The organism is Halomonas sp. I5-271120 (assembly GCF_030553075.1).
In the GTDB taxonomy this organism is placed as follows: Bacteria; Pseudomonadota; Gammaproteobacteria; order Pseudomonadales; family Halomonadaceae; genus Onishia; species Onishia taeanensis_A.
The window spans coordinates 2,427,963-2,439,823 of sequence record NZ_CP130701.1 but is presented as its reverse complement, the minus strand read 5'-3'; the positions used below and the strand labels follow the sequence as shown (position 1 = coordinate 2,439,823).

Sequence of the window (11,861 nt, the reverse complement as noted above, 5' to 3'; positions counted from 1 at the left end):
CGCTCAGCAGAGACAGCAACTTGCACCCTGAGTGCGTACTTGCTTGTTAGGGTCTCCCCATCGACACCGGCAGGATTGCCGGTCATCCCGGGGCCCGCCCCCGATCTCGATTGAAGGAGACGCCCCATGACACGCCATCTTACCCTGATCGCCGCCCTGACCAGTGCCCTGACCCTGGCCGCCTGCGATGCCCGTAACGAGGAGAACGCCGCCGGCAACAGCACTAACGCGGGCTCAAGCACCAATCAAGCGACGGGTCAGGCCATCGCCGAGAAGGGCTTAGCCGAAACGACCACCACCCAGCAGAACGCCGACAGCAACGATGACGAAGCCCTAGAGAATGCCGCCACGCTGACCCTGAGTGGCACGCTCAGCGCCCCCGAAAGCACCTCACTGCCGGCCGAAGCCGAGATCCACGTGCAGCTGATCGATGTGTCTCTCGAGGACGGTGGCGCCAAGGTACTGACCGAGGAAGCCTTCGACGCCGACCAGGTCGCCCTGCCCCTGCCTTTCAGCCTGACGATGCCGAGTGCAACCCTCAATGATGACCATCGCCAGGTGCTGCAGGCCGAGGTGCGCAATGCGAATGACCTGGTGCTGTGGTCGACGGCCGAGCCCGAAGCCCTGGCCCTGAACGCCGACAGCACACCGGGCCCGATGGCCCTGATGTTGGAGCCCGTGAAAAACGCACCGAGCGAGCAGGTATTCAGCCAATCAGACCAACAGGCCAAACCTGCGGCGGAAAAGGCACAGGCTGAGCCAGAGGCGCCCGAACAGAGCTGAACCCGGTCATTGCTCAAGGCGTGAACCAATCACCGCTATCACGTCCCGGCCGCAAAAAGCACAGGCCCCACCCGCGTTGCCCGGGTGGGGCCTGTGCTTAGTGATACGACCTGTTCCTCACATGACGTTCTTGCCTACGAGCTGACCGGTCATTCGGCCCGTTGCATCAAACGGCGCTCAGGCAGCCGTTGGTGACGCTTCCCGTCGGCAGGCCAGCCAGTTGCCGGCGATGGCCAACGCCATTACCGTGGCGCCTGCAATCTCGGCGCGCAGGTCCGGATAGAAGACCCCGACGATTGCCGGCACGATGACCAGGCGCACCGGCCAGGACATGCGAGTGAACAGGTAGCCTTCCAGGGCCGCGGCGAAGGCGCCCAGCGCCAGGATGGCAATCACGCCATTCCAGATCACCACCGGCACCGGACCGCCGATGATGATCTCCGGATTGAAGACCATGAACAGCGGGATCAGATAGAGCCCCTTGGCGAACTTCCAGGCCTGGAAGCCAGTTTCCATTGGCTTGCTGCCGGCTATCGCCGCCCCGGCGAAGCCCGCCAGCGCAATCGGCGGCGTGACGTTGGAGTCCTGGGAATACCAGAACACCACCAGGTGTGCGATCAGCAGCGGCACGCCGAACTCGTTGGACAGCGCCGGACCGACCAGCACGATGAGTACGATATAGCTCGCCGTCACCGGCAGGCCCATACCCAGCACCAAGCTTGCCAGCAGCACCATGACCAACGCCAGCAAGAGGTTGCCGTCCGAGAAGGCCAGCATCATCGCCGAGAACTTGAGCCCCAGGCCGGTCAGGCCGACCACGCCGACGATGATGCCGGCCACCGCGCAGGCCATCGACACCGCCACGGCGTTGCGTGCACCAAGCTCCAGGCCCTGCGTCACCTTGACCACCCCGGCCCACAGCGCCTCGCGAATGCGCGGACCGGTCACCGGCTGGCCTTGGGCCGGCGCCACGAACAGGAACCACACCGAGAAGCGCAGGGCTGCCACCACCAGCATGGTGATCACCGCAAAGTAGCCGACCCGCATCGGCGACATGTTCATCACCAGCAGCCATACCAACACCCCCAGCGGCAGCAGGAAGTGCCAGCCCGAGCGCATCACCTCGCGCATCTGAGGAAGCTCACTGCGCGGCATGCCCTGCATGCCCTGCTTGAGGGCGATGATGTGCACGAACAGGTAGACGGTGGCGAAGTAGAGAATGGCCGGCAGCACGCTGACCTTGACCACTTCGAGGTAGGGCACCTGAGTATATTCGGCGATCAGGAAGGCGCCCGCGCCCATCAGCGGCGGCATGATCTGCCCACCGGTGGAGGCCGCGGCCTCGATGCCCCCGGCCTGGGCCGGCTTGAAGCCCAACCGCTTCATCAGCGGAATGGTGAAGGCCCCGGTGGTGACCACGTTGGCGATGGCGCTACCCGAGATCGAGCCCATCCCCGCCGAGGCGAGCACCGCCGCCTTGGCCGGGCCGCCGCGCTGGCGTCCGGTGGCCGCGTAGGCCATGTCGATGAAGAACTTGCCGGCCCCGGTGATCTCGAGGAAGGCGCCGAACAGCACGAAGATGAAGATATAGGTGGCGGCCACCCCCATCGGCAGGCCGAAGATGCCCTCCTGTCCCAGATACAGCTGACCCACGACCCGATCCAGATTGTAGCCGCGATGCTCCATGATCCCGGGCAGGAATTGGCCGAGCCAGGGCAGCTCGCCCCGCGGGCCAGCGAAGGCGTAAAGCAGCGCCAGGATGCCGATCACCGTCATGCCGAGCCCCACCGCCCGGCGGCTGGCCTCGAGCACCGTGACCGTGGCGATGCAGCCGATGATGATATCGGTGTCGTTCCAGAAGCCGGCGCGGTTGAAGATGTCATCCAGATACAGCACCAGGTAGCCGCCGGTGACCACCGCCCCGGCGAAGAAGGCCAGATCGATCACCCCGCCCACGATGCCCCGCCGGCGGTTCGGGCCAAAGACCGGGAACATCAGGAAGGCCAGCATCATGATCAGCGCCAGGTGGATGCTGCGCTGGTAGAAGAGGCCCAGCGGCTGGATACCGGCCGAGTAGAGCTGAAACAGCGACAGGCCCACCGCCACCAGGGCGATCAGCCACAGAATCGGTCGCGCATGGTTGGCCTGGCTGCCAGGCACGATAGGGGAAGTTGCCGAATCGCTCATGGAGTCCCTTCAGTACGGTGATATCGCCCGACCGCCCCAATGGCAGCGGACAGATGAAAAACGATCAGTGAGCAGGCGCCGGGCGAAGCCCGATGCTCACCCGCTGCCCGGCCGCCCGTGCGCTCAAGCTGGTCGCCTTGCCTTCATGAATCAGGCGATGGTTGACCCGCAGCGCACCGACTCTCAGCAGGTAGCGATTGCCTGGCACCGGCTCGTGGATATCCTCGATCCAGTAGCCGCCATGGCCGTCACTGACCTGGCGACCCCGTCCCGGCACATGGCCGAGCCCGGCCGCAAAGTCCGGCTGATGGCTGCGCTCGAGCACCATCCGGCCGTGCTCGTTGCGGTAGCAGTCGAGGACCGGGAAGCCCTCGACCGAGTGGTTCCACTTAAGACACCAGCCCTCTCCCTGCGGCACCGGCAGACTGACCAACAGCGAATCGCTGCGATCCCGCACCTCGAGCACCCGGTTCTCAGACGCGCCTTCGGCGGCGTTGGCGACAGCGCGCTGGGCTGAGGCGTCAGACGACGTACTCTCGAGAGAAATACTGCCCTGAGACATGCTGCCTTGAGAACTGCTGTCTGGAGAAGCACTAGCCGGGACGACCAGCACCAGCATCGCTATCGGCGCCAACAGCATCGAGACAGCACGCGGCCGAACAACGGGGCGACGGGTCAATCTAGCACTCAGTCTAGCTAACAGGCTAGAACACAAGGGGGCGAGCCCGCCGGCTCGCCCCTGTGGATCGTCGTGAAGCGAAGACGTCATGACATTACGGCCGCTGATAGTCCGCCACCTCGGCACCCACTTCCTCGTAGTAGCGCAGGGCACCCGGATGGAAGGGAATCGGCGTGGCATCGATGCTGAACTCGACGGTGGTGTCGTTGGCCGCCGGGTGGATGGCGATCAGCTTGTCGGTCTGCTCGAACAGCAGCTTGGTGATGTCGTAGGCGAGCTGATCGTCCATGGAGGCGTTGACGGTCAGCACGTTGGGGATGCCGATGGTCTGCACCGGCTCCTCGACGCCCTCATAGATGCCGGCACGCAGCTTGTAGGGCGCGAACACCTCGGATGCCTGGCGGGCGTTGGCGACTTCCTCGTCGGTCAGCCCGATCAGGCGGATATCGCGAGTGGTGGCCAGGTTGAGGATCGAGCTGGTCGGCGGGCCGACGCTCCAGAAACCGGCAGCGATATCGCCATCGCGCAGCGCATCGGCGGTCTCGTTGAAGTTCAGCCGGCGCGGGTCGAAATCGTCATAGGTGATGCCATTGGATTCCAGCACGGCGCGGGCGTTGAGCTCGGTGCCGCTGCCCGGCGCACCCACCGAGACCACCTTACCCTCGAGATCGGAAAGGCTCTCGATGCCGGAGTCGGCCAGGGTCACGATCTGTACCGCATTCGGGTACAGCGAGGCGATGGCGCGCACGTTCTCGACCTGACGGCCGTCGAAGTCACCGGTTCCAGAATAGGCCTGGTAGACGGTGTCGGCCAGGGCGATGGCCAGGTCCGAATCCTCGCGATAGATCAGCGCCATGTTCTCAACCGACGCCCCGGTGACCTCGGCGACGGCTTCATAGCCGTCGAGCTGGTTGTTGATCAGCTCAGCGAGGCCGCCGCCGTAGGGGTAGTAGGTGCCGCCGGTACCGCCGGTGGCGATCGAAATCTGTTGAGCCATGGCCGACGACGAGGCCGCGATCAGGGACGCGGCGAGAGCATACTTGAGAACGCGCATGGAGACTCCTTGGTGCAGGGCTTGGGCGGGCGCCGGATAGCCTCGGCCGGAATATCCCGAACCGGGCGGCTCCGCGGTTGTGATTCGCAGCGACACGACATCCCGGTCATGCCGGCAGCCCCGTCGCCTCATGCAACTTAGCTAAAACGCTAGCATGCAGTCGCGCAGCGCCACCATGCCCTTAGACCAATGGATAGGCCCCAGCGAACTGGCCCCACACCGCCATGTCAGTCCCCGGCCATCACGAGACGTCCGGCTCAGTCGCGGCCGCCCTGGAGCCAGCTAAGCGCCAGTTCGTGCTGGCCACGCTCGTCGGTCACATAGAGGGTGTCTTCCGAGATCATGATCGCCCAGTTGATGCTGCGCGGCAGGTCCTCGGCCAGAGCCTCCAGCGCCTCCTGAGGCAAGGCCGCGATGGACAGGTTCTTGAGGGTCGACACCGCCGGCAGCACCTTGGTCTCCCAGACCCGCAGGCTGCCATAGGCGAGCAGCGACACCTGCTCGGTACGCCGCGAACACCAGGTCAGGCGCTCGGCATCCGGCTGGCCGACCTCGATCCAGTGCAGCACGCGCCCGTCCAGGCTCTTTACCCACAGCGCGGGCTCATCGACATCAGACAGGCCGCGGCCGAAGGCCAGCGCCTCGTCATACCACAACGCATGAGCCAACAGGCGGGCCGCCATGCGCGGCTCGGTCTCGGAAGGATGGCGGGCCACGGTGAAGCGCAGCGTCTGGTAGACGTTGCGATCAAGATCGGTGAGGTTGATATCCACCTTGTAGGGGGTCGCGGTAAGCGCCATGCAATACGTCCAGTCAGGGGGTGTTGGGGCGGCAGTCTACTCCCCTTGCCGCCTCAGCACGATGAAGACGAGGCAGGCCTTGACCAGGAGCAGAAAAGATCGCAAAAATCGTGACAATTCCTCTGGCGGATATCGCCAAAACCTTGCATGCTGAGCCCATCGAAAGCCAAGTCTACGGAGCGTCATGAGTACGGCACGATTATCGACCGGTTGGGATGCCCTCGAACCCTCGCGAATGGCACCCGACCTGGACGTCAGGGAACTGGAGAAGCGCTCGCGCCTGATGCGCATTGTTTCTCGCAAGATCGCTCTTTCCGAGCTTCCCAATCGCGAAATTGCCCAGCGCGCGGGCATCCCTTCCAAACGGCTCAGCGACCTGCTGGCCGGCAAGATCGAGCAATTCTCGGTCGATGAGCTTCAATCGCTGCGTAACTGCGTCTGCGTCGACGATGGCAGCCCACTGCCGCCCTAGAACATGACTCTCCAACTCAAACTCTATGATCGATTCCTCGCCCCGGCCTAGCGCTGCGCGGAAGACGGCATGGCGTAACGCCACGCCCGGTCGATAGACTATAAAGGTCCAGCCCCGGCGACGGGTCTGGATTTTTTGTGTGGTCGGCGCATCACCGTCTATCAGCCACCTTCATCAGTCACCCACTTGCAGAGACCCAGCGCATGCAGTCAGCGGACACCCCGATCAGTCGAGATATCGTGCTCATCGGTGGCGGGCACAGCCACGTCGCCGTGCTGCGGCGCTTCGCGATGCGTCCCGAGCCTGGGGTGCGCCTGACGCTGGTCTGCCGGGACACCCACACGCCCTATTCCGGCATGCTGCCGGGCTATGTCGCCGGGCACTATGACTTCGACGAGGTGCACATCGACCTGCGCCACCTGGCCCAGGCCGCCGGCGCACGCTTCGTGCGCGACGAGGCCACCGGCATCGACCGCCACGCTCGCACGGTGACCTTCGCCCACCGCCCGCCGCTCCCCTATGACAAGCTGTCGATCAATATCGGCTCGACGCCGCGTGTCGGCCAGGTGACCGGCGCCGCGGATCATGCGGTTGCGGTCAAACCAATCCGCGCGTTCCGCGAGCGCTGGCGCGAGCTGCTCACACGCATCGCCGAGCGCCCCACCGAGCGAGACGGACCGCTGCGCCTCGCGGTGGTGGGCGGCGGTGCCGGCGGCGTCGAGCTGCTGCTGGCCATGCAATACCGCCTGCGCCGCGAGCTTGAGGCCCAGGGCCGCGACCCCGACGCGCTCCAGTGCGCCCTTTTCACCCAGAGCGCCGAGGTGTTGCCCACCCACAACCGCCGGGTACGGGCACGCTTCACGCGGCTCTTGGAAGCCCGCGGCGTCGCGCTGCACCTCGATTGCCAGATCACCCGCGTCGAAGCCGGCAGGCTGACCGATGCCCGGGGCGAGGTCTTCGCTACCGACGAAACCGTCTGGGTGACGCAGGCCGGCGGTACCGCCTGGCTCGAAGGCACTGGCCTTGCCCTGAATGAGCAGGGCTTCATTCGGGTCAACGATTACCTGCAGAGCGTCAACGACCCCGATATCTTCGCCGCCGGCGATATCGCCAGCCAGGACGGGCGGCCCCGGGAAAAGGCCGGTGTGTTCGCGGTGCGCCAGGGACGTCCCCTGGCCGACAACCTGCGTGCCAGCCTGATCGGCAAGAAGCTGACAGCCTATTGCCCGCAGCGCCAGTGGCTGGCGTTGATCAGCAGCGGAGACCGCTACGCCGTGGCCTCCCGCGGCCCCCTTTCCTGGGCCGGGGCCTGGCTGTGGCGCTGGAAGGATCATATCGACCGACGCTTCATGGCACGCTTCAGCGAGCTGCCCGCGATGACCGACAAGGCGCCAGCTCGCACCGACAGCCGCGTGACACTGGACGGTGACGAGCACACCCAGGCGCTCTCGGCACTGGCCATGCGCTGCGGTGGCTGCGGGGCCAAGGTCGGCGCCTCGGTGCTGTCGCGCGCGCTGGCCGAGCTTTCCCCGATCGAGCACGACGAGGTAGTGGTAGGTCTCGCCGACCCCGACGATGCCGCCGTAGTCAGGGTGCCGCCGGGCAAGGCCATGGTGCACAGCATCGACTTCTTCCGTGCCTTCATCGACGACCCCTATGTGTTTGGCCAGGTTGCCGCTCACCATGCGCTGGGCGATATTTTCGCCATGGGCGCCGAGGCCCAGACCGCGATGGCGGTGGCCACGGTGCCGCCGGGGCTCGAGGCCAAGGTCGAGGACACCGTGCGCCAGATGATGACCGGCGCCGTCGAGGTGCTCGACGCCGCCGGCTGCCAGCTGGTCGGCGGGCATACCGGCGAAGGCCAGGAGCTGGCGCTCGGTTTCGCCGTCAACGGCCTGATCGACGACGAACCCGATCGCCCCATGCGCAAGAGCGGCCTGCGCCCGGGAGACGCCCTGATCCTCACCAAGCCGCTGGGCACCGGCACTCTATTCGCCGCCCAGGCCCAGCTCGCCGCCCGCGGCCGCTGGATCGATGCGGCACTGGACAGCATGTGCCGCTCGAACCAGGCCGGTGCGACCTGCCTGCAGACCCATGGTGCCCAGGCCTGCACCGATGTCACCGGTTTCGGCCTGCTCGGCCACCTGATCGAGATGACCCGCCCCTCGGGCGTCTGTGCTGAACTGACATTGTCGGCGCTGCCGTTGCTCGAAGGGGCCGAGACTACCGTCGCCGCTGGCATCCTGAGCTCGCTGCAGCCGTCCAACGTGCGTCTGCGCCGAGCCATTCGGGATCAGGCACGCTGGCGCGAGCATCCCCGCTACGGGTTGCTCTTCGACCCGCAGACCGCTGGCGGCCTGCTGGCCGGCGTCCCGGCCGACAAGGCCGAGGCCTGTCTCGCCGAGCTCAAGGCGCTGGGCTACGCCGAGGCGGCCATCATCGGCCGGGTAATCGCGCCAGCGGAGGATGCGACCGACGACCCGGCCCCGATCCGGCTCTGCGAGTAAGCGGCGAGTAAGAGGCGAGTAAGGGCATCGACGATGAACGCGTGCATCCATTGACCCACTCTCGGCAGACACACGACAAGGTGTTACTCGCCTTGCTGGCGCTTGCCCTCTGCGCGGGACAAGTCAGCCCGTTTTTGAGTACCATAGCGCCTGATCAAGCCCGCCACGGCGGCTCTCCACTCGCGCCGCAAGGATAATATCGATGCTCAAGCGCCTGACCCTCGCACTGACCGTGCTGCTGGCTGCCCCGGTCGCCAGCGCCGAAACCTTCGTCTTTACCGCCATTCCCGACGAGGACGAGACCCGCCTGCAGCAGCGCTTCCAGAATGTTGCCGACTACCTGGAGGAGCAGCTCGAGGTCGACGTGCGTTTCGTGCCCGTGAAGTCCTATGCCGCCGCCGTGACCGCCTTTCGCAACAATCAGGTCCAGTTGGCCTGGTTCGGCGTCCAGGCCCGCGCCCGGGTGCCGAATTCCCGCGCGCTCGCCCAGGGCGTCGAGGATGCCGAGTTCATGACCTACTTCATCGCTCACCAGAGCACGGGGCTTGAAGCAGGCGAAGGCCTGTCGGACAAGATGCGCGACATGACCTTCACCTTCGGCTCCAAGGGCTCCACCTCCGGTCGCCTGATGCCCGAGTACTATCTGCGCGAGGCCTTCGGTCAGCCGCCGGAAGAGGTCTTCTCGCGGGTCGGCTTCAGCGGCAATCACAGCCGCACCATCTCGCTGGTGGCTTCCGGCGCCTATGACCTGGGCGCCGTCAACTACACGGTGTGGGAGAACGAGGTCGAGGCCGGCAACATCGACACCGACCAGGTCGAGGTAGTGTGGAAGACTCCGAACTACCCGGACTACCAGTGGACCATCCGCGGCGACGTCGATGAGCGCTTCGGCGCAGGCTTCGCCGATCGTGTCCAGAAGGCGCTGCTCAACATGGAAGACCCCGAGCTTTTGGAAAGCTTCCCGCGCTCCGGTTTCATCCCGGCCAGCAACGATGACTACGCGATCATCGAATCCGTCGGCAAGGAACTGGACCTGATCGACTGATGAGCACCCTGGCCCTGACCGAGGCGGTCGCCGACTATGGCCACCAGCGAGTGCTGGGGCCACTCAGCCTGACCCTTCAGCGTGGCGAGCGCGTCGCGCTGGTGGGCAAGAGCGGTGCCGGCAAATCTAGCCTGCTGTCGGTGATGCACCAGCACTGGCGGAGCCGCGGCGCGGCCCTGATGCCTCAGGAGTTGGGCCTGGTACCGTCGCTCAGCGTCTTTCATAACGTTTATATGGGCGCGCTGGCGACGCACCCCACCTGGTACAACCTGGTGACCCTGGCGAAACCCTTCCGCCGCGACGTAGCCGCCATCCGGCCGCTACTGGCGCGGCTTGCGATCGACGACAAGTGCTGGGCGATGGCCGGCGAGCTCTCCGGTGGCCAGCGCCAGCGGGTGGCGGCGGCCCGGGCGATCCATCAGGGTGGCAAAGTGCTGCTGGCCGACGAGCCGGTCTCGGCGCTGGACGGCCCTCAGTCGGAGACGCTGATGATCGAGCTGACCCAGGCTTACCCCACCGCCGTGCTGGCCATGCACGACGTCGAGCTGGCGCTGCGCTTCACCGACCGGGTGATCGGCATCGCCGATGGCGGCATCGCGCTGGACGCCCCCAGCGTGCGCCTCACCGCTCAGGACCTGCTGCCACTCTACTGAACTGAAGCACCCTATCCGCAAGGCCTTCCCATGTGGCATTCCGCAACGGTTCGTTTAAGCCTAGGCTTCGTGGCCCTGGCGATTTTTTGCCTCGGCATCGCCGATCTGTCCATTACTGCCCACGATCCCTGGCATGAACTCGGCCGGCTGGTGCAGGGCCTGGTGCAGCCGGATGTCAGCGCCGTCGATGACTTGTGGGTGGCGCTGCTGCGCACCCTGGCCTTCGCCTTCGTCGGTGTGGGGCTCGGCGCGACGGCAGGCTTCCTGTTGGCGCTGGTCTTTCACTCACGCCTGGTGCGCAGCGTCTGCGCCTTCGTGCGCGCCATCCACGAACTGTTCTGGGCGCTGATCTTCCTGCAGTTCTTTGGCCTGCATCCGCTGACCGGGGTGCTGGCCATCGCCCTGCCCTATGCCGGGGTATTCGCCAAGGTCTTTGCGGAGATCCTCGAGGAAACCGACCCGCTTCCCGAGCGCGTGCTGCCCGCCGGCAGCGGACGGCTCTCGACGCTTGCCTTCACGCGGCTGCGCGAGGCCTGGCCGCACCTGGTCAGCTATACCAGCTACCGGCTCGAATGCGGCCTGCGCTCCAGCGCCGTGTTGGGCTTCGTCGGCATGCCGACGCTTGGCTTCTATCTGGAATCGGCCTTCGCCCAGGGCCACTACGACACCGTGGGCGCCCTGTTGCTGCTGTTCTACGCCCTGATCGCCAGCCTTCGGCTCTGGGTGCGCCCGCTGCTGGTGCCAGTGTATCTGGTGGTGGCGCCCTTCTGCCTGGGCAGCGGCCTGCCGATCGTGTGGAGCAACGTCTCGCGCTTCTTCACCGAAGACATCGTGCCGTCGCCGCTGCGCCATGGTGAGGGAGTATCCGGTCTCGTCGGCTGGCTTGGCGACATCATGGCCAATGAGGCACTGCCCGGCATCTGGCAAACTCTGGTGCTGACCCAGATCGCCCTGGTGCTGACCGGCTTACTGGCGCTGGCGCTCTACCCGCTGGTCTCGCGTCATTTCTTTCAGGGACGTGGGTGGCATGGGCGTTTGGCGCTTGCCAGCACACAGCAAGCTGGCGCCAGAGTCCCGGGCAATCGTTTGGCTCATCTGCTCGGCCATGGGCTGCTGGTGATCATGCGCTCGACCCCCGAGTACCTGCTGGCCTTTATCCTGCTCCAGCTATGGGGGCCCTCGATGCTACCGGCGGTGGTGGCGCTGGCGATTCACAACGGCGGCATCATCGCCCACCTGGTCGGCCGGCGCAGCAACGAGGTGCGCTTGCGCCAGGATGCGCCTCACGGCCTCGAACGCTATGCCTACGAGCTCACGCCGCGCCTATACGGCCCCTTCCTGGCGCTGTTGTTCTACCGCTGGGAGATCATCATGCGCGAGACGGCCATTCTCGGTATCCTCGGCATCACCACCCTGGGGTTCTACGTCGACAGCGCCATTCAGGAGATCCGTTTCGACCGCGCCATGGTGCTGATCCTGATCACCGCCCTGCTCAACATCGGCGTCGATGTGCTGGCCCGTCACCTGCGCGCCCGCCTGCGGCTGCGCCATACCGCCAACTGCGAGCCCTGAGCGACCGGCCGGAGGATCAGGACGCCAGCCCATTTTTTCTGCCGAGCCCGCATGACAAGACTGCATAGCAAGCTTTCCTGACGGGCTTTCCTGACGAGCTTTCCCGCCA

The 11,861-nt window shown here is 65.7% G+C and carries 10 protein-coding genes; 6 read left to right on the top strand and 4 right to left on the bottom strand.

Going from position 1 to position 11,861, the window contains the following annotated elements:
• The first annotated feature begins 126 nt into the window (after positions 1-126).
• The gene (locus Q2K57_RS10850) at positions 127-783 is read left to right on the top strand and encodes a YbaY family lipoprotein (protein WP_304525049.1); all 657 of its coding nucleotides are present in this window, start codon (positions 127-129) and stop codon (positions 781-783) included.
• 177 nt (positions 784-960) lie between these two features.
• Here Q2K57_RS10850 and Q2K57_RS10845 read toward each other — a convergent pair whose 3' ends face one another.
• The 4 genes from Q2K57_RS10845 to Q2K57_RS10830 all read right to left on the bottom strand — a co-directional run bounded on the left by Q2K57_RS10845 (position 961) and on the right by Q2K57_RS10830 (position 5,503).
• Complete coding sequence (locus tag Q2K57_RS10845; protein WP_304525048.1) at positions 961-2,970, bottom strand: TRAP transporter permease; 2,010 nt, start codon at positions 2,968-2,970, stop codon at positions 961-963.
• A gap of 64 nt (positions 2,971-3,034) precedes the next feature.
• Positions 3,035-3,649: a DUF1850 domain-containing protein gene (locus Q2K57_RS10840; RefSeq protein WP_369700257.1), complete on the bottom strand. Its 615-nt coding sequence runs from the start codon at positions 3,647-3,649 to the stop codon at positions 3,035-3,037.
• Between the two features lie 94 nt (positions 3,650-3,743).
• A complete protein-coding gene (locus tag Q2K57_RS10835; RefSeq protein WP_304525047.1) occupies positions 3,744-4,703 on the bottom strand; it encodes a TAXI family TRAP transporter solute-binding subunit in 960 nt (319 codons plus the stop codon).
• A 257-nt stretch (positions 4,704-4,960) separates the two neighbouring features.
• A complete protein-coding gene (locus Q2K57_RS10830) occupies positions 4,961-5,503 on the bottom strand; it encodes a YaeQ family protein (protein WP_304525046.1) in 543 nt (180 codons plus the stop codon).
• Positions 5,504-5,687: 184 nt separating this feature from the next.
• On the opposite strand from Q2K57_RS10830, the gene Q2K57_RS10825 reads away from it, so the two are divergent.
• From Q2K57_RS10825 to Q2K57_RS10805, 5 genes are all read left to right on the top strand, one after another.
• Entirely contained in the window at positions 5,688-5,975 is a 288-nt protein-coding gene (locus Q2K57_RS10825) for an XRE family transcriptional regulator (protein WP_092525639.1), read from the top strand.
• 203 nt (positions 5,976-6,178) lie between these two features.
• On the top strand, positions 6,179-8,482 hold the full coding sequence (gene selD / locus Q2K57_RS10820; RefSeq protein ID WP_304525045.1) for a selenide, water dikinase SelD: 2,304 nt from the start codon (positions 6,179-6,181) through the stop codon (positions 8,480-8,482).
• A gap of 202 nt (positions 8,483-8,684) precedes the next feature.
• A complete protein-coding gene (locus Q2K57_RS10815; protein ID WP_304525044.1) occupies positions 8,685-9,527 on the top strand; it encodes a putative selenate ABC transporter substrate-binding protein in 843 nt (280 codons plus the stop codon).
• The gene (locus Q2K57_RS10810; RefSeq protein WP_304525043.1) at positions 9,527-10,180 is read left to right on the top strand and encodes an ATP-binding cassette domain-containing protein; all 654 of its coding nucleotides are present in this window, start codon (positions 9,527-9,529) and stop codon (positions 10,178-10,180) included. The genes Q2K57_RS10815 and Q2K57_RS10810 overlap by 1 nt, the downstream gene beginning before the upstream one ends.
• Positions 10,181-10,210: 30 nt before the next feature.
• Positions 10,211-11,752 carry an ABC transporter permease gene (locus tag Q2K57_RS10805; protein ID WP_304525042.1) on the top strand — a complete coding sequence of 514 codons (1,542 nt, stop codon included), beginning with the start codon at positions 10,211-10,213 and terminating at the stop codon, positions 11,750-11,752.
• Positions 11,753-11,861 lie beyond the last annotated feature (109 nt).